The sequence below is a fragment of the Bacillus sp. RIT 809 genome (assembly GCF_016892495.1).
In the GTDB taxonomy this organism is placed as follows: domain Bacteria; phylum Bacillota; class Bacilli; order Bacillales; family Bacillaceae_G; genus Bacillus_A; species Bacillus_A cereus_U.
Genome location: NZ_JAFEMR010000003.1, coordinates 22825 through 40714 on the forward strand (window position 1 = coordinate 22825; position 17890 = coordinate 40714).

The window sequence follows — 17890 nt, forward strand, 5'->3', positions numbered from 1 at the left end:
CTTTTTTAACTTGTTACATATATTTCTACTTTTTCATCTTGAGATATAACACTATCGTAGCCGAAACAAACAGGAGATCCATTATACGGATCAATCATGACACGCGCATCAATATGAAATACTTCTTTTAACACTTCATTTGTAATGATTTCTTCTGGGCTACCAGTTGTAATAATTTCCCCTTCCTTCATTGCAATAATTTCATCCGAAAACCTTGCTGCATGGTTAATATCATGCAGTACCATAACAACCGTACAATTATGTTCTTTATTTAACTTCTCCACAATTTGCAATACATCTAATTGGTGAGACATATCAAGGTATGTAGTTGGTTCATCTAAAAGTAGTACTTCTGTTTCTTGTGCTAACGCCATCGCTAGCCATACCTTTTGTCTTTGACCACCTGATAAGTTTGCAATTTGTCTCGTTCGAAAAGCAGATGTTTTCGTTATATCTAATGCCCAATCAATCATCTCTTTATCTTTTGAAGTTAACTTATTTACGTTATTTCGATGTGGATAGCGTCCATAAGAAATTAATTCTTCTACTTTAAGTTCTCCTGGTGCAATTGGAGTTTGCGGGAGTAAAGCTAACAGCTTGGCAATTTCTTTCGTTGGAATTGTATTTAAATCCTGCCCTTGCAAATACACTTTACCGCTTTTTTGCTTTAAAATTCGTCCCATCGTTTTTAATAGTGTTGATTTCCCGCACCCGTTTGGCCCTATAATTGTCGTTACTTTTCCTTCTTGTATTTCCACATTTAAATCGCGAAACACTGTAAGCTTTTCATAGCTCGTTTCTAAATTCTTTGCACTTAAAATACTCACTTTTATTCCCCCTCTTACGCTTTCGCCTTATAAAGTAAATATAAGAAATACGGTACACCGACAATAGAAATAACGATTCCAACTGGTAACTCTACAGGTGTGAAAACTGTTTTTGCAATAAAGTCTGAAGCAATTACAAGAAACATTCCTATTACTCCGCACGTAGGAATTATATATTTATGCTGAATACCGACGAGCCTTTTCGCTATATGCGGTGCCATTAATCCAATGAAACCAATACTTCCTGAAACAGCAACACATGCACTCACAAGTCCTATACTACTTAATAGTAAAATTGATTTCTCTCGTTCTACTGCAACACCTAAACTCGTAATACTCGTTTCTTCCAATTGAAATAAATCTAATAAATAAGCTTTCTTTTGTATAAGCGGAATTAAAATGATAAGCCACGGTAACATAGCAACAATATACTTCCAGTTTGCACTATATATACTTCCAGATACCCAAACTGCAGCCATTTCAAAATCAGTTGACTTCATTTTGAGTGATAAATACATAGAGAATGCTCCAAATCCTGATCCAATTGCAATCCCTGTTAATAAAAGTCGCTGCGAGTCTAGCTTACCGTTTTTCCAAGAAAACAGATAAATTATTATCGCTGCACCTAATCCACCTATTAAGCCAAACATCGGCATCATCATTATAGAAACCCAGTCTGTGCTCTTTAATTGCCCTTGAAAGAAAAACATAAAAATTACGATTGCTGTACCTGCCCCGGCATTCACTCCTAAAATACCTGGGTCTGCCAATCCATTTCTCGTAATCCCTTGAATTACAGCACCCGCAACGCCGAGGCCTAATCCTACTAATCCAGCAATTATAATGCGTGGGAGACGAAAATCAAAAATAACTAAATCATGCTCTGGTACTGGGTCTATTCTAAAGAGTGTTTTAAATACATCTGTAATCGTAATATCAAACGTACCATTCGTTAAACTAATATAAATAGCACATAGTATTAAAAATATACTAATCCCCATTGTCATTCCAAAACGTTGACTTGAACTTTTAAGCATGTCTCTCTCCTCCTCTTGTACGGATTAAATAAAGGAAGAATGGAATTCCAATTAAGGAAGTAACGACTCCAATTGGTGTTTCAAATGGATAGTTTACAAATCTACTTAAAATGTCACATAATGCTAAGAAAACTCCACCAATAACGCCTGCGCAAGGCAAAATCCACTTATAATCTACCCCAATTATAAAGCGCGTAATGTGTGGAATAATTAAACCTACAAAACCAACTTTCCCCACTAAAGCAACTGCTGTTCCTGTTAAAAAAATAACTGATAAAATCGCCATTGCTTTAACTAGTTTTGTACGCTGTCCTAGATTAATAGAAACTTCTTCTCCTAAAGAAAGAATGGTAATAGATTTTGATATGAACAGTGCTAAAACTATCCCAATTATCCCAAAAGGTATCGTAATTTTAATTATATTAGGATCCACTTGATCTAACTTTGCATTAAACCAAAAACTAACATTTTGAGAAATTTGGAAATACGAAGCCATCGCGGCCGATACACTGCTTAAAAATGTTCCAATAACTGTTCCTATAATTGCTAATCTAACAGGGGATAATCCATTTTGAAGGAGTGAACCAAAACCGAACACGATACCGGCTCCTAGTGCAGATCCAATCATTGAACATAAAACCATACCGATCGATGACATTCCTGGAAGGAAAATCATACTAAGTGTAATAACAAAGGCTGCACCATCCGTCACACCCATAATAGAAGGGGATGCAAGATAGTTTCTTGTCATCCCCTGCATAAGTGCTCCTGATATGGCCAGAAATGCTCCGACTAAAAGAGCTGCAACTACCCTTGGTAAACGTGAAGTAATAATAATATTATGATTTACATCGCTTGAATCAAAATGAAATAATGCGTTCCACACTGTTTCAGCATCAATACTTTTCGCCCCATACAAAATAGAAAGTATAACTGTAAATAGGATGAGTATGGGTGCTATACATAATATGGTTACTGGTACTGCATTTGTTTTCTGCATATCATTCAACGCACCTTACTTATTATATTATTTAGATAAGTTTTTCACTGCTTCTTTTAAGAATGCTCTTTTACTCCAAGCTGTACCACCTTGTGCCATTGGATCTACAACGTTTACAAATACTTTCTTTTCTTTCGCAGCATTCATACTTTGCCAAATTGGATTTTTTTCAATGTCTTCTAGCACTTTTGGTTTATTATTTTCGCTTGCCTCGTATTGTAAGAAGATATAGTCAGGATTAACTTCAGCAAGTTTTTCTAAAGAAATCTTTTCTTGTGCTTTTACAGTTTTAAGTTGTTCTGGAGCAGTTAATCCAAGATCTTTATAAATGACAGGATTAAAGTATACTCCTTCTGGGTATAGGAATAGGTCGTTTGCTCTTAGTCTAATGACAAGTACTTTTTTATCTTTTAACTTATCTCCAAGTTTTGTTTTTGCTTTTTCAGCGTCCGCATTATAGTCTTTAATAATTTTTTCTGCTTTATCTTTTTTACCAGTTAGTTCTCCCATTAACTTTAAGTTATCTTCCCAATTTGTTGAAACGTGTGATACCGGGATTGTAGGAGCTACTTTCGTAAACTTCTCAGCTGTTTCCGCTGGGAATTTCGTACTTGATGTAATAACATCTGGTTTTAATTGAAGTAATGTTTCGAAATTCGGTTCCATTTTCTCTCCTACAGATTTTGCACCTTCTAAATCTTTTTCAAGATACTTTGGTAATTTACCACCTACAGTAATCGCTCCAACTGGTTTAATTCCAAGTACTGCTGCATCTTCCATTGACTCTAAACTAGCTGTCGCAATTTTATCTACTTTTGCTGGTACTGTATATTCTTTACCTAAATATGTAATTTTTCGTTTTTCATCTTTTTTCGTTTCAGTAGCTTTTGTTTGTTGCTTTTGTTCCCCTGAAGTTTTATCCGTACTATTACATGCTGCTAAACCTACACTTAAAACTGTAACCATCCCTAATGTAAATAACTTCTTGTTCATCTTTATATATCTCCTCTCGAAATCTATAAATAGATTATTTTTATATAAAAACTTAACTACATGAAACTTGTCCCACACATATATTTCATTAGATTAATGATTTTATCCGGAACTCATTCTCGTTCACTTCCCCTAAACTATAATTCTTTTTACACCTCATCCGTTGATAATCACTTTCATTGATAATGATTATCGTTACTAAGTATATATTTAAAATCAGATTATTTCAAGAATGATTTTAAAAATTTTAACAAACTGAACAAAAAAAGAAGTATCCCTTTTTTTCAGAGAGATACTTCTTTTTTTAGAAATCCATACTTAATTCAACTGGACAATGGTCTGATCCCATTACTTCACTGTTAATTTTCGCATCTGTTATTTGATCCTTCATTCTTTCCGAGAGAACAAAGTAATCTAAACGCCATCCAATATTTTTCGCTCTTGCCCCCATACGATAAGACCACCACGAGTATGCTCCCTCCTGATCAGGATAAAGGTAACGATACGTATCAACAAATCCTTCTTCTAAAATGCGTGTAAACTTCTCCCTTTCCTCATCAGAAAAACCTGGATTTTTCCGATTACTTTTCGGGTTTTTTAAATCGATTTCTTTATGGGCAACATTTAGATCTCCACAAAAAATAACTGGTTTCTTTTCATCTAATCGCTTAATATAGGCCCTGAAATCATCTTCCCATTCCATTCTGTAGTCTAAACGCTCTAATCCTCGTTTTGAGTTTGGCGTATATAACGTTATCATGTAAAAATCTTCGAATTCTAAAGTAATGACTCTTCCTTCTTGATCATGCTCTTCAATGCCTAAACCATACGTAACAGAAAGCGGTTCTTTTTTCGTAAAAATTGCCGTTCCTGAATAGCCTTTTTTCACAGCATAATTCCAATATGTATAATATCCCTCTGGATTTAAATCAATTTGTCCACATTGTAATTTAATTTCTTGTAGACAAAATATATCTGCATTGGATTCCTCAAGATATTCTAAAAATCCACCTTTTGCGATAACTGCACGCAAACCATTTACATTCCATGAAATTAACTTCACTTATAGTCCTCCTCTTGATGTTCACTTTCAAAGTTCATGCTATCACAAAATAGAAAAACAATCATACTTTCACCTTTGTAATCTTGCTCTTACATTTGTGAATACGTACATACGCACATGATTCAGGTTATACTAATTTCAGAGGTGATGATCTTTGCATAATGAAGGGTTTTCGTTAACAAATGAGTATTGGCAAGCAATTATTCATAATGATTCTTCATATGATAACAAGTTCTTTTATGCTGTGAAATCAACCGGGATCTTTTGCCGACCATCGTGTAAATCGAGAATACCGAATAAAAACAACGTACGAATTTTTCTAAATGCAGAGCAAGCACTGCATGAACACTTTCGTCCGTGCAAACGTTGTAAACCAAATGGGATAATTTTACCTAATGAAGAGTGGGTAGAACAAATTAAAGACTATATCGAAAAACATTATGACGAAGCACTAACTCTCGGCCTACTTGCAGAAATGTGCCACGGTAGCCCTTTTCATTTACAACGCACTTTCAAAAGACTGATAGGAATAAGTCCCATAGAATATATACAGCAATTTAGGATTGTTAAAGCGGCAGAATATCTTTCACATACAAATCAATCCGTTAAGGAAATTAGTACTGCTGTCGGGATAGAAAACACGGAGTATTTCGCAACTTTATTTAAAAAGAAAACCGGATTTACTCCTACTGAATATCGAAAAAAGAACGAAATGAAAGAGGGATACAATAATGAATTCCTATAAAAATAAATCTATATATTGGACGCTAATTACACATAAAAATTGGCGCTTGCATATTGCTGCAACTGAAAATGGACTATGTTTCATTGGATCTCAAGACGAAAACTTTGAAGAACTAAATTTGTGGGCTAGAAAAAAACTGCCACAACATATATTGACTCGCAATCCAGATTACCTGCAAACATATACAAAAGAAGTTATCGAGTATTTAGAAAACAAGCGAGAAACTTTCACATTGCCTATTGATGCTTACGGAACTGAATTTCAATTATCTGTTTGGAATAAGGTACGTGAAATTCCTTACGGAAAAACATATTCTTATTCAGAAATTGCAGAAAGAATTCAAAAACCTACAGCTGTACGTGCCGTTGCTTCTGCTATTGCTGCCAACCCACTTCTTATTACAATTCCTTGCCATCGCGTTATAGGAAAAGATGGCAAACTAACTGGTTTTAGAGGCGGATTAGAAATGAAGAAAGAATTGCTTACATTAGAAAAGTTACCGGTGAAATTCATATGACAGCAGAATATAATAGCACATTGACTTTAGCAGTTCCGAAAGAATTTAGTTTCCAAGAAAATTTACGCTATCTATCACGTTCTAAAAATGAATGTATGTTTCACATTGAAGATAACAAAATTTATAAAGTCATCCCTGTTCAAGATGTAAATCCTTTTGTTGAAATTAGTATAAATACTGATGGTAATATTCAAATGCGTTTTTTAGGAGAATCATATATCTCTAAAAAATGGATATGCGATGCTATAGCTAACTATGTAAAAGAGTGGTTTGATTTAACTACGGATTTAGCTCCCTTTTATAAATTAGCAAAACATGACCCACTCCTTCAAGGTCCTATTCGAGAGTATTATGGGCTTCGCACATTAGGTATTCCAGATTTATTTGAAGCACTTTCCTGGGGAATTATTGGTCAACAAATTAACCTCACATATGCCTATACTCTAAAAAGAAGATTAGTCGAAAACTTTGGCACTTATGTAGAATGGAACGATAGAAAACATTGGATATTCCCCTCACCTGAAGTAATAGCAAATCTAAGTGTAGAAGATCTCGCATTATTAAAAATGACTACAAGAAAATGTGAATACTTAATTGACATCGCACAGCTCATTACAGAAGGTAAATTATCAAAAGAATCTCTATTAGAAATACAAGATGTGAGGCTAGCTGAAAAACAATTAACTAGCATTCGCGGTATAGGTCCATGGACTGCTCACTATGTTTTGATGCGTTGTTTACGATTCCCTTCAGCCTTTCCAATTGATGATGTCGGCCTGAATAATGCTATCAAATTTATTACAGGTTCCGAAAAGAAACCGACTAAAAATGAAATAAAAGAATTTGCAGCAAATTGGACAAGTTGGGAGTCTTACGCGACTTTTTATTTGTGGCGGGTGCTATATTAAAATTTCCTAATAAAAAATAGATAGGAAAACCTATCTATTTTTTCACATGTAAAAACTTCACACATACTGGTTCTGGAACATTTATGCCCGTCTGTACAAGCGTTAACTTACCTGTAAATTCATTCCTAGTAAATAAAGTCAATGTATTAGATTTTTCATTCGCAGCAATTAAAAATCTTTCGGTCGGATCTAAAGAAAAGTCCCGTGGCCAATCCCCTTCTGTCGATACTGTTTCAATAAGAGTTAGCTCTCCATTATGCCCATTTACTCGGAAAACTGCGATACTATTATGCCCTCTATTTGCTGCGTAAACGAATTTGCCATCAGAAGAAATATAAATTGCACTTCCATAACTCTCTTCACTATACTCTTCAGGTAATGCCGAGATGTATTGCTTTTCTTTAAAACTGCCACTCTGTGCATCATATTGCAGTACAATAATTTCTGAACTTAATTCTGTCATAACATATGCATACTGCACACTTGGATGAAATATAAGATGCCTTGGACCACTACCATGTTTTACAGATAAACGGGTAACTTCTATTAGGTCTCCATCACTTTCTTTATATGTAATTAACCTATCTATTCCTAAATCAACTGCTACTACATATTTTTCATCAGGAGTAAAATCCATATAATGAGCATGTGCCTTTTCTTGTCTTTCTTTATTTAGTCCTGACCCTTTATGTTCTACAATTGCCTTAGCAACATTTAAACTTCCATTATCCTTTTTCACTAAATAGGACTCTACTGTTCCTTTATGATAATTCGCTGCTACTACTATACTATTCTCCCGATTCACACTTACATAGCACGGCGATGCCCCTTCGAAAACTTGCATATTAATCGAATTTAGATTACCGGATTTATTATGAATGGAAAAACTAGCAATTCCACCTAATCCATTATCTTTCGCAACAGAATAAAGGTACTCGTTGTTATGACTAATCGTTACATATGTCGGACTTCCTATATGAGCTGCTAATTCAGTCCCTTTAATTTCTCCAATGTTCGTATCAAGTATAAATTTATAAATCCCCTTACTATCCACCTTTGTATATGTCCCTATATAACCATGATACTGATTTTCACTCATAACATTTCCCCCTTTTACACATGTCTTGTAAACAAGTTTCACCTTGTATTTTTTACTATAGAAAAGAACCAAGTAGTACTTCATGACTACTTGGTTCTCTTTTTAAGCTTGCTCTTCAAATCGTCTTGCGATTTCTACAATAACTTGAACAGCTTTTTCCATAGTATCTACCGAAACATATTCAAATTTACCATGGTAGTTTTCACCGCCAGTAAAAATGTTTGGTGTTGGTAATCCCATATATGATAATTGAGATCCATCTGTCCCGCCGCGAATCGGATGAATATTCGGTTCAATATTTAAACTTTTCATTGCCTCATACGCAATATCAACAATTTCTCTCACCGGTTCAATTTTTTCAAGCATATTATAATACTGATCATTCATCTCTAAAACGATTGCATCTTCGCCGTACTTCTCTTGCATGTTTTTCACAATATCTTGGATGTTATTTTTACGCGCTTCAAAATGATTACGATCAAAATCTCGAATAATATAGTAAGCTTTACTTTGCTCAACATCACCATTTAAAGAAAGTAAATGATAAAACCCTTCATACCCTTCAGTATATTCTGGCGCTTCTTCTACTGGCAAGTATCTATCAAATTCCATAGCGAGTTTACTTGCGTTGCGCATTTTGTTTTTCGCTGTTCCAGGATGTGTATTTGTCCCTTTAAAAGTTAACTTAGCGCTTGCAGCGTTAAAACTTTCATATTCTAAACCACCTAATGGACCTCCGTCCATCGTATAAGCAAATGATGCACCAAACGCTTCTACATCAAAATGAGATGGTCCACGGCCAATCTCTTCATCTGGTGTGAATGCTACTCTTATTTTCCCATGCTTAATTTGCGGATTATGTATTAAATAATTCATTGCCACCATGATTTCTGTAAGACCAGCTTTATCATCTGCTCCAAGAAGTGTTGTACCATCAGTTGTAATAATTGTATGTCCTTTATATGATGGTAATTCCGGGAACTGTTCAGGTGTTAATACAACATTTAACTCCTTATTTAACGTAATCGCATTACCATCAAAATCTTCATGAATTTGTGGTTTTACGTTTTTCCCCGTAAAGTCTGTTGCTGTATCTAAATGTGCTAAAAAACCGATTACAGGAACATCTTTATCTGTATTTGCAGGAAGTGTTGCCATTACATAACCATTATCATCCATCGTCACTTCCGATAATCCAATCTCTTTTAACTCTTCTACTAATAACTTACCAAATTCAATCTGTCCTGGTGTTGTTGGCACTGTATGACTTTCTTCATTTGATTGTGTATCAATCTTCACATATCTCGTAAATCTTTCAATAAGTTCTTGTTTCAAATTCGTTCACTCCTTTTTCTATTTCTTTCTCTATTATAATCCTTATAACAAAATATTTTAACTTTTTCGACTGCGAAAGTGTATATTTTATTTACATTGTTAATAATTTTACACAAATCCTAAAAAGACATAATATTTGACACGGTTGCTTTCTCTTCAAAAAAGAATGTGTTTTAAAAGTAACTTTTAAAACACACTCCATATCCCCCATTTCATTCTTCTCTCCATAATCTCTCTACATTTATTAATTGCTGTTCTTTAAATTCTAGCTTATACACGTCCGGTTTTGATGTACTCATTAAAAATTCAAGCCCATGTTGATTATCAAAATAGTTCATCATTAGTGTCATTACAAGCCCATGTGTACCAATTACAATTTTATGTCCTTGAAAATTCATTAATATTTCTTTTAATACTCTCACTACTCTTCGCTGACAATCCGCATACGATTCTCCTTCAGTTAGTGCAAAATCAAGATTAGAGAACATTTTCTTTACGAGTGGATATACCTCTTTATCTGATATAATCTTATCCTCACTTGAAAATCTACACTCTTTAAGATTTTCATATACTAATATTTCTTTTTCATAGAAATTAGCTGCCTCTTCTATCGTTAACATAGCCCTCTTATACGGACTTGAAATGAAAGTATTAATCCCCTCCGTTTTTAATATCTCAGTTACTTTATGAGCATCTAAAGTTCCCTTCTCAGTTAATCCACGTGTTCTTTCATCTCCTTCTAATTTTGGTGATTCACCATGCCTAACCATATAGATATATGTATTCATAAGTCCTCCTTGAAAATATTTATAAGTTAATTACTTATTTTAATCTCTGCCGTCTCAAAACTTGAGTACAATCAAAATATTAATTAATTCTTCTTTTAAACTATTTTATGAACTTTGCTAAACTGTTCGTCTAATCCATTCCCAAACTAAACTCTCAAATAGATCAGGCTGTTCAATTTGCAAATTATGTCCCGCCATATCTAACACCGCTAATGTTGCTCTTGGGTAATCTTCAATAATTCGTACAATATCTTGATAACCTACTGATATATCTTGTCTCCCAGCTAACAATAGAACTGGTTTCTCATATTTCTTACGTTAGAAGGAAGCCAATATATTTTTACCTTATCGAAATTCGAAACCTTATTCTTATTTGTTTCATTACCCTTTATTCTTCTATTTTCATTAACACAATTCTCCAACCATCCGGATCCTCTATCGTTATCCCCTTATCTTTCCAATATGGATTTTCTGGTTCTACTTCATCGTATCCCATTGCATGCAGCCTTTTACTCACTTTTTTCATTTCACTATCTTCACGCATGTAAAATACAAGTAAATTGTCTTTTGTTGGAGCCGGACAAGGGCTTCCATCTATATGTCTTGTAAATTCTAAATGATACTCTTCATCTGGTAGACCGAACATGATCCCATCATAGCCATCATGATCGTAGAATTCACCTATACGTTTTAAACCTAATCCTTTTTCATAGAATGCTATAACCTCTTCAAATTTATCAGTTGGACGTGCTATTCTAAACTTCACCCATTTCATCATGATTTTTCCTCCATATTAAAAATTAATTACTGTATTACATATTATTGTATATAATCAACACGTTTCTTTAATCCCTCATTAGTATGAGAATAGCTACATACAAAGGTCTTACTTAATACTCTATAATAACGAAAAACTCACCTCATCTAGAGAGAAGTTCCCATCATTTTATCCCGCTATTTGCGGGCAGTAAGACTACCACCTCAAAATTCGGCGAACGCGAGGGAGTTATGTGGGAGTCGGGCTGCCCGTAAAAGCCCGATTGGTGAGGGCTAAAAATCAGTGGGGATGGACAAAACCCCAACTGATTAAAGTTTCACTTTATATGCAATTTTACATCTCCGCTTGCAAATCACTAAAAAACCTTTAAAATCTAAAGGATGACTAAATATACAAATTCTATCTGCATTCCTTATAAATTAAAAATTATTGAACTCAATACTTTTTCAATTTTAAGAAGTATTACATTCTTCATTTTTTTCTTATAAGCATGCTTTTTATAAGGAAATCTGATACAATCCTTAAGTAATATTAATATGTATAGATATTACGAATATAGTACATACTTAAAGAAGGTGATTTTATTGAAAATAAATAAAAATTTACAACTATGTATATTAATTACAACGCTAATATGCTATTCAATCTATTTTATGTTTTTCTTTCTGTTCCCTACTCATTTTTCAAATTTCAATGTACGCTTCGCTTCACTCATCGTTGAAGTCATTACATTTATATCGCTAATTTACTCTGTATATTCTAAAAAAGTTAGTTCAAATCCTTTTTGGATATGTATTACAATTGCAATTGGTAGTTTTTTATTAGGAAAAGTAGTATATACGTATCAAGATACCTTTTTCGAACTTCCAATACATCATTTTACTGTTTCTGATGTATTTTACATGTTTTTTCTATTCTTCTGTCTTATCGCTTTCTGCTATAAGATCTTAAAAGAATGCAATAAATGGGAAAAAGCTTTCTTTATTTGTGATATATGTATAGTACTTACTTCCATATTCACATTAGAATGGTATTTATTTAATCAGCCAAATTTAAATATATTCTCACTTTCACTCGGAGATATTTTCCTTTCATTTCTATATCCAATTGCAGATCTATTATTTCTTCTACTAGGTGTTAGTCTCTTTTTCCGCCCAACAATTTTTAAGTCCAAGCGGAAAATTTATATCTTTATTTTTGTATTAATTAGTTCTGCAACTTTTAACTATATTTATTTTTACTTAAATACCCATTTATCAACTGACACTATAACATTTTTACGTCTTTTATATAGAATACCTATATTGCTTATCGCAATAGCTGGGTCTATTTCAGAAGATGATAATAGCCATAAAAATTATTTCATTGTAAACCCTATACTAGGAAAGAAAGTTTTAGTCGTATTTCCCTATCTTGCTGTTGCAATACTAATCGGGTTTACGTTAAAAGAACAAACATCATCTTCAACTCTCATTACAGGGAATTGTATCGCTTTTGTTTTCGTACTTATTCGCCATTCTATTGTGCGTATGCAAAACGACACCCTAACAAAACGTTTACAAGTATTTAATGCTCAACTAGAAGAAAAAGTTACTTTAAGAACTTCTGATTTAGTCCATAAATCAGAGGCCCTATCTCAGAAACAACAAAAATTCAAATCATTATATGAATATCATCCTGACCCTATTTTTACAATTGATTTAAATGGAGTATTCTTAAATGTAAATAAGGCAGGAAGCGTCCTACTCGGAGCACCAACAAACGAGTTACTTGGTGAGACATGTTTTTCTATCATTTTAGATGCAGATAAACATAAACTGATATCTGCATTAGAAAAAGTTAAACAACAAGAATCCGCATCTTTACAACTTAGTTCTCAATATAAAGATGGCTTTACTTATTTTTTATACGTTACCATCGTTCCTATTATGATAGATGAACAAATTTCAGGAAGCTATATTATGGTAAAGGATATTACCGCACTAAAAAAACAACAAGAAGAAATAAAATATTTAGCATTCCACGATACTGTAACGAAAATTGGGAACCGATCCTTTTTCCATAGGAAGTTAAGAAAATTTATAAAAAATGCTCAAACAACACAAAGTGAGTTTGCATTATTATATTTAGATTTAGATCGCTTTAAAGTAATTAACGATACACTTGGACATTCGTCAGGTGATTACATATTAGAAGAAGTAGCAAAACGTTTCCAATCATGTCTTCCATCACATACTCATCTGTCAAGAATCGGTGGCGATGAGTTTACAATCTTAATTGAAAACTATACTGACGAAGATTCCTTATTCGAGTTATGTAACCAATTATTTGAAAGCATGGAAAAGCCGTTTGTCATACATGAGCATAAATTAACTTTATCACTGAGTATCGGTATCTCCATTTATCCACATTCCGGAATCGATACCGCTACACTTCTGAAAAACGCTAATGTTGCAATGTATGATGCAAAGGTAAAAGAGCTTAACTCTGTCTCTATTTATGACGATGTAATCGCTAAAAAAATCGAAAGACGATTACGATTAGAAAAAGATTTACCAAACGCAATACAAAATGAAGAATTGTTCCTTTTGTATCAACCTCAAGTTGATAGTGAATCTAATAAAATTATCGGTGCAGAAGCTTTAATCAGGTGGAATCATCCTGAATTAGGTGTTATTTCTCCATACGAGTTTATTCCGATTGCAGAAGAAACACTACAAATTATTCCAATAGGAAAATGGACATTACAGCAGGCTTGTGAGCAAATGAAACGTTGGCACGCACTCGGATATTCGCATTTAAAAATAGGGGTAAATTTATCTGCTAAAGAATTTGAACAAGAAGGCTTTGTAAAATCTATTTCTTCTACTTTAGCAACTACAGGCTTACCAGCAAGTTCCCTTGATCTAGAATTAACAGAACGAATTGCAATGATGGATGAGAGAGAAACATTGATAAAACTGCGTACACTAAAAAGTTTAGGGATTCACATTTCAATCGACGACTTTGGTACAGGATATTCTTCCCTAGCCTACTTACCTTTATATCCAATCGATACGTTAAAAATCCCAAGAGAATTTATTACAATGTCTGAAACGTGTGAAGATGGAATGGAAATCATTAAAACGATCATCACATTAGCACATACATTAGGAATGTCTGTCATTGCTGAAGGTGTAGAAACGAAAGAACACGTAAATTTCCTTCAAAAAAATAAATGTCAGTTTATTCAAGGTTATTATTACAGTAAACCTATTTATACAAATGAATTTACTAAGCTGTTAGAAAACGGTATGCGTCCATAGTATATAGCTCTATACAGAATATAATCGGCATAAGTAACACTGAATTTGAACAACTATAGTAAAAAGGAAAGAAGATACCTTCTTTCCTTTTGTTTTTCTATTTAAATTTCTATTACTTCACCACTTCATTTATTATATCTATTAATTGATGAATTCCCTCATCATTTGTTTTCTTAAATCCATTCATGTTTTGAATATATCTCTCCTTATTGGCATACAACTTATTTACCACATCTGTAAATGTACTGGCGCTTATTCTATCTTGAAGTAATACTTCCGCATACCCTTGTCGTGCAAAATAGTCAGCATTTAAAACTTGATCCCCTCTACTGGAACCATTAGTTAACGGAATAAGCAACATCGGTTTCTTCAAAAATAACAATTCAGAAATAGCAGTAGAACCCGCTCTGGAAACTACAACACTTGCCATATTCAGTATATGCGGCAACTCTTCGCCTATATATTCAAATTGCATATAACCTTCCATTCCAATAGATGGATCCACCTTCCCTTTACCACACATATGAACAATATTAAAACTTAATAATAATGTATCTAAACTTTTCCTTACCATATCATTTATCCACTTAGCACCTTGACTCCCACCCATTATTAACAGTACCGGTTTATCTTGCCTAAATTTACAATAGCTTCTTCCTCGTAATACGTTACCGCTCTCAATTTCTTCCCTTACAATTGGTCCTACATAAACCTTTTTCTCATTACTTACATTCTCCCCTGTATGAGGGAATGTTGTGCATAGTTTTGTAGCAAAAGGTAATGCTATTTTATTTGCTAACCCTAACGTACTATCTGGCTCACGTATTACGATAGGTACATGATTTAACCATGCCCCTATAACTACAGGAACTGAAACAAATCCTCCTGCCGAAAAGATAACGTCAGGCTTCATTTTCTTAATTAATTTATAACCTTGTAAACAACCGTTTATAATTTTAAAAGGATCTTTAAAGTTCTCCCAATCCCAATATCTCCTAAGCTTCCCTGTTGAAATACTATTATACTTAACATTTTGAACTAATAATTTTTCAATTCCATGTTGAGATCCAATATACTCAACTCCCCATCCTTTTTCCATAAATTTAGGAATCAATACCATATTAATCATTACGTGTCCGGCTGTACCGCCCCCAGTAAAGAGAATCTTTTTATTCATAACTTATATCCACCTTTATCATTAAAAATCTAGCTTTATATTAATCTTTAACTCAAGTCCTATATCTTGTAAGAGATCTTTGATGAGTTCATAAAAATCATTTCCATACTCACTACACTCATACTGAGCAAAAACTTGAATCACATGCCTAGTTCTAGTCTCTAGTGCTGGCTTTATTCGATTAACCTTTTTTTCTTCCACATACGCTCGATATTGATTTATTGCCTCATAGAGGTGCAACACATGCGCTTCTTCATCTTTCCAATCCAGCGTATCAACAATCGAAAGAAATAGCGTACTTTGATTATCTATTGCTTCATAACTATTCATATACTTCTTACACCCTTTTTTATTTTTCATTGAATGCAGATGTCACTGTGCTTCGCATACTCAAGTACATCTTTCAATGATTGATGAAATTGGATTTTCGGGACCCAACCTAACTTTTTTATATCCTCTAACACTAAACTTTTATTTGAGTCACTCTCAAAATTATCTGTTTCTTTTATAGTAAAGTTCAGCTGTGTTAATCCTTTATATTGTTCTAGTACATCTAATAAAGATCGTTTTACTCCTGATCCAATATTATATTCTTTTCCATTTATACCATCACGTAATAACACATGATACGCTTTAACTACATCACGTACATCTAGAAAGTCCCTACTATCTTTCAAACTGTTTACTTCAATAATTGGTTCACTTTTACCCGACTCTATATCTATCATTTTTTTTGCCAGAATAGAACAAATACCATTCGATACTCCTGGACCAATTAAGTTCGAGGGCTTTGCAATGATAATATTTGAATCCATTAACCCACCCCAAGCCTCTGCGACGATTACTTGCATAGTTTTACTTAAACTATATGGATTTGAAAATTTTATGTTGTTCATACTATCTGCTTGCAATGCAGATCCTATAACTAATGTTCTACAATGGGGTGCTTCTTGCTTAATTGCTTCTAATAAATATAACGTCCCTATCACATTAATCTCCATGTATTCAAGAGCAGCTGTCCAAGACTCTATGACCGAATTTCTTCCTGCTAAATGCAATACATAGTCTGGCTTTATTTGTTTAATTACCTTCATTACTTCGCCCTTATTAGTTAAATTACAAGTAATTCCATTCCTGCATTTTTCTCTATGTGAACGATTTTGAAACATAGGAATTACATGAAAGCCCTTGTCTAAAAAATATTGGCAAGCATGGCGCCCTGTGAAGCCATTTGCACCAGTTATTAAAAGGCTCACATTTTTTTTCATAGTAAAAATCCTCCTTTTTCTAACATTTGTTTCACCTCATGTTTTGCAAGTAAGTCTTGTTGAGAACTAAAACTCTTCACATCCACAAGCGGATAACTAGCATAATATTCTTGAAGTCCTTCTATAGGAATAGTCGGTAGTACCACAAAATAATTTTGATCAAAACTAATACTTGTTTTACTCTCTACCTCAGATAAAAGCATTTCACTTAATTTTTCACCAGGTCTTATCCCTACCTCTTTTATCTTCACGTTTTCTTTTTTCGAATCTTCAATCAATACTTTTGCTAAATCCGTTATTTTACATGCTGGCATTTTCATAACAAAGATTTCCCCTCCTCTTCCTTCAGATGCTGCTTTAAATAACAATCCAACAGCATCTTCAATTGTTAAGAAAAATCTAGTCATATTTTCATCAGTAATCCCTACCTGTGAAGACTTTTTAATTTGCTTTTTAAAGAGCGGTACCACACTTCCACTCGTCCCTAAAACATTTCCACCACGAACACAAATGAATTTTGTTTTCTTCGTTTGCACATTCGCATGAACCATTAACTTTTCACCAATTGCTTTTGTCATCCCATACGTATTTGATGGGTCGGCCGCTTTATCAGTTGAAACATATATAACTTTCTCAACTTGCTTCTGGATTGATGCTTCAATTACATTTTGCGTACCATGTATATTTGTTTTTATAGCTTCATAAGGATAATACTCACATACTGGAACATGTTTTAAAGCTGCAAGATGGAATACATAATGTACACCTTGGCAAGCATATACGAGTTGGTCTTTATCACGAATATCTCCAATAATAAATTTCAATCTATCTTCATTTATAAACTGTTGCTGCATTTCAAACTGGACTGTTTCATTTCTTGAAAAAACTCTAATTTCTTTCGGTGATTTTTCTAATAGTTGTTTTATAAGTTCATGCCCCCACGAACCTGTACCACCAGTAATTAAAATTATTTTATTAAGCATTCCTTTTCCTCCTACCGGACATTTCATTAAAAATTGTATTTATTAACGTGATTGAATTATTTTCAAT

At 33.6% G+C, this 17890-nt stretch carries 17 protein-coding genes and 1 pseudogene; 4 read left to right on the forward strand and 14 right to left on the reverse strand.

Features of this window, described 5'->3' with window-relative positions:
* Positions 1-5 precede the first annotated feature (5 nt).
* From JTF23_RS04460 to JTF23_RS04480, 5 genes are all read right to left on the reverse strand, one after another.
* The gene (locus tag JTF23_RS04460) at positions 6-827 is read right to left on the reverse strand and encodes an ABC transporter ATP-binding protein (protein WP_204208201.1); all 822 of its coding nucleotides are present in this window, start codon (positions 825-827) and stop codon (positions 6-8) included.
* A gap of 14 nt (positions 828-841) precedes the next feature.
* Positions 842-1864 carry a FecCD family ABC transporter permease gene (locus JTF23_RS04465; protein ID WP_131230766.1) on the reverse strand — a complete coding sequence of 341 codons (1023 nt, stop codon included), beginning with the start codon at positions 1862-1864 and terminating at the stop codon, positions 842-844.
* Positions 1857-2864 carry a FecCD family ABC transporter permease gene (locus tag JTF23_RS04470; protein WP_131230763.1) on the reverse strand — a complete coding sequence of 336 codons (1008 nt, stop codon included), beginning with the start codon at positions 2862-2864 and terminating at the stop codon, positions 1857-1859. Before JTF23_RS04470 ends, JTF23_RS04465 begins: the two co-directional genes overlap by 8 nt.
* A 27-nt stretch (positions 2865-2891) precedes the next feature.
* Positions 2892-3857, reverse strand: a complete 966-nt coding sequence (locus JTF23_RS04475; RefSeq protein ID WP_204208202.1) for an iron-hydroxamate ABC transporter substrate-binding protein — start codon at positions 3855-3857, stop codon at positions 2892-2894.
* A gap of 304 nt (positions 3858-4161) precedes the next feature.
* Complete coding sequence (locus JTF23_RS04480) at positions 4162-4920, reverse strand: exodeoxyribonuclease III (RefSeq protein WP_204208203.1); 759 nt, start codon at positions 4918-4920, stop codon at positions 4162-4164.
* A gap of 154 nt (positions 4921-5074) precedes the next feature.
* Between JTF23_RS04480 and JTF23_RS04485 the strand changes: the two genes are divergently transcribed.
* Genes JTF23_RS04485 through JTF23_RS04495 form a run of 3 tightly spaced genes read left to right on the forward strand, consistent with a single transcriptional unit; the run spans position 5075 to position 7090 of the window.
* The gene (locus JTF23_RS04485) at positions 5075-5665 is read left to right on the forward strand and encodes a bifunctional transcriptional activator/DNA repair enzyme AdaA (RefSeq protein ID WP_078172972.1); all 591 of its coding nucleotides are present in this window, start codon (positions 5075-5077) and stop codon (positions 5663-5665) included.
* On the forward strand, positions 5652-6182 hold the full coding sequence (locus tag JTF23_RS04490) for a methylated-DNA--[protein]-cysteine S-methyltransferase (protein WP_204208204.1): 531 nt from the start codon (positions 5652-5654) through the stop codon (positions 6180-6182). The genes JTF23_RS04485 and JTF23_RS04490 overlap by 14 nt, the downstream gene beginning before the upstream one ends.
* Entirely contained in the window at positions 6179-7090 is a 912-nt protein-coding gene (locus JTF23_RS04495; protein WP_204208205.1) for a DNA-3-methyladenine glycosylase family protein, read from the forward strand. The genes JTF23_RS04490 and JTF23_RS04495 overlap by 4 nt, the downstream gene beginning before the upstream one ends.
* A 34-nt stretch (positions 7091-7124) precedes the next feature.
* Here JTF23_RS04495 and JTF23_RS04500 read toward each other — a convergent pair whose 3' ends face one another.
* The 5 genes and pseudogenes from JTF23_RS04500 to JTF23_RS04520 form a co-directional block, all read right to left on the reverse strand.
* Positions 7125-8189, reverse strand: coding sequence for a lactonase family protein (locus tag JTF23_RS04500; RefSeq protein WP_204208206.1), 1065 nt, complete (start codon positions 8187-8189; stop codon positions 7125-7127).
* A 102-nt stretch (positions 8190-8291) separates the two neighbouring features.
* On the reverse strand, positions 8292-9524 hold the full coding sequence (gene pepT, locus JTF23_RS04505; RefSeq protein WP_002199584.1) for a peptidase T: 1233 nt from the start codon (positions 9522-9524) through the stop codon (positions 8292-8294).
* A 212-nt stretch (positions 9525-9736) separates the two neighbouring features.
* Positions 9737-10312: a histidine phosphatase family protein gene (locus JTF23_RS04510; RefSeq protein ID WP_204208207.1), complete on the reverse strand. Its 576-nt coding sequence runs from the start codon at positions 10310-10312 to the stop codon at positions 9737-9739.
* A 117-nt stretch (positions 10313-10429) separates the two neighbouring features.
* Positions 10430-10630, reverse strand: a pseudogene (locus JTF23_RS04515) (alpha/beta fold hydrolase); the annotation flags it as partial.
* Between the two features lie 70 nt (positions 10631-10700).
* On the reverse strand, positions 10701-11090 hold the full coding sequence (locus JTF23_RS04520; RefSeq protein ID WP_002111302.1) for a VOC family protein: 390 nt from the start codon (positions 11088-11090) through the stop codon (positions 10701-10703).
* Positions 11091-11674: 584 nt separating this feature from the next.
* On the opposite strand from JTF23_RS04520, the gene JTF23_RS04525 reads away from it, so the two are divergent.
* Entirely contained in the window at positions 11675-14395 is a 2721-nt protein-coding gene (locus JTF23_RS04525) for a bifunctional diguanylate cyclase/phosphodiesterase (RefSeq protein WP_204208208.1), read from the forward strand.
* A 112-nt stretch (positions 14396-14507) separates the two neighbouring features.
* Here JTF23_RS04525 and JTF23_RS04530 read toward each other — a convergent pair whose 3' ends face one another.
* From JTF23_RS04530 to JTF23_RS04545, 4 genes are read right to left on the reverse strand one after another with little or no spacing between them, the layout of a single operon-like run.
* On the reverse strand, positions 14508-15572 hold the full coding sequence (locus tag JTF23_RS04530) for an undecaprenyldiphospho-muramoylpentapeptide beta-N-acetylglucosaminyltransferase (protein WP_204208209.1): 1065 nt from the start codon (positions 15570-15572) through the stop codon (positions 14508-14510).
* Between the two features lie 21 nt (positions 15573-15593).
* The gene (locus tag JTF23_RS04535) at positions 15594-15932 is read right to left on the reverse strand and encodes a DUF6572 domain-containing protein (RefSeq protein WP_078181504.1); all 339 of its coding nucleotides are present in this window, start codon (positions 15930-15932) and stop codon (positions 15594-15596) included.
* Positions 15929-16840 (reverse strand): SDR family oxidoreductase, encoded by a 912-nt coding sequence (locus JTF23_RS04540; RefSeq protein ID WP_002160792.1) that lies wholly within the window; start codon positions 16838-16840, stop codon positions 15929-15931. The genes JTF23_RS04535 and JTF23_RS04540 overlap by 4 nt, the downstream gene beginning before the upstream one ends.
* On the reverse strand, positions 16837-17823 hold the full coding sequence (locus JTF23_RS04545; protein WP_002111308.1) for a UDP-N-acetylglucosamine 4,6-dehydratase family protein: 987 nt from the start codon (positions 17821-17823) through the stop codon (positions 16837-16839). Before JTF23_RS04545 ends, JTF23_RS04540 begins: the two co-directional genes overlap by 4 nt.
* Between the last annotated feature and the right edge of the window lie 67 nt (positions 17824-17890).

Excerpts from the sequence above, each read along its gene's own strand:
- JTF23_RS04465 (WP_131230766.1), bottom strand. The coding sequence starts at position 1,864 with ATGCTTAAAAGTTCAAGTCAACGTTTTGGAATGACAATGGGGATTAGT.
- JTF23_RS04470 (WP_131230763.1), bottom strand. The coding sequence starts at position 2,864 with ATGCAGAAAACAAATGCAGTACCAGTAACCATATTATGTATAGCACCC.
- JTF23_RS04475 (WP_204208202.1), bottom strand. The coding sequence starts at position 3,857 with ATGAACAAGAAGTTATTTACATTAGGGATGGTTACAGTTTTAAGTGTA.
- JTF23_RS04490 (WP_204208204.1), top strand. The coding sequence starts at position 5,652 with ATGAATTCCTATAAAAATAAATCTATATATTGGACGCTAATTACACAT.
- JTF23_RS04495 (WP_204208205.1), top strand. The coding sequence starts at position 6,179 with ATGACAGCAGAATATAATAGCACATTGACTTTAGCAGTTCCGAAAGAA.
- JTF23_RS04500 (WP_204208206.1), bottom strand. The coding sequence starts at position 8,189 with ATGAGTGAAAATCAGTATCATGGTTATATAGGGACATATACAAAGGTG.
- JTF23_RS04510 (WP_204208207.1), bottom strand. The coding sequence starts at position 10,312 with ATGAATACATATATCTATATGGTTAGGCATGGTGAATCACCAAAATTA.
- JTF23_RS04520 (WP_002111302.1), bottom strand. The coding sequence starts at position 11,090 with ATGATGAAATGGGTGAAGTTTAGAATAGCACGTCCAACTGATAAATTT.
- JTF23_RS04530 (WP_204208209.1), bottom strand. The coding sequence starts at position 15,572 with ATGAATAAAAAGATTCTCTTTACTGGGGGCGGTACAGCCGGACACGTA.
- JTF23_RS04535 (WP_078181504.1), bottom strand. The coding sequence starts at position 15,932 with ATGAAAAATAAAAAAGGGTGTAAGAAGTATATGAATAGTTATGAAGCA.
- JTF23_RS04540 (WP_002160792.1), bottom strand. The coding sequence starts at position 16,840 with ATGAAAAAAAATGTGAGCCTTTTAATAACTGGTGCAAATGGCTTCACA.
- JTF23_RS04545 (WP_002111308.1), bottom strand. The coding sequence starts at position 17,823 with ATGCTTAATAAAATAATTTTAATTACTGGTGGTACAGGTTCGTGGGGG.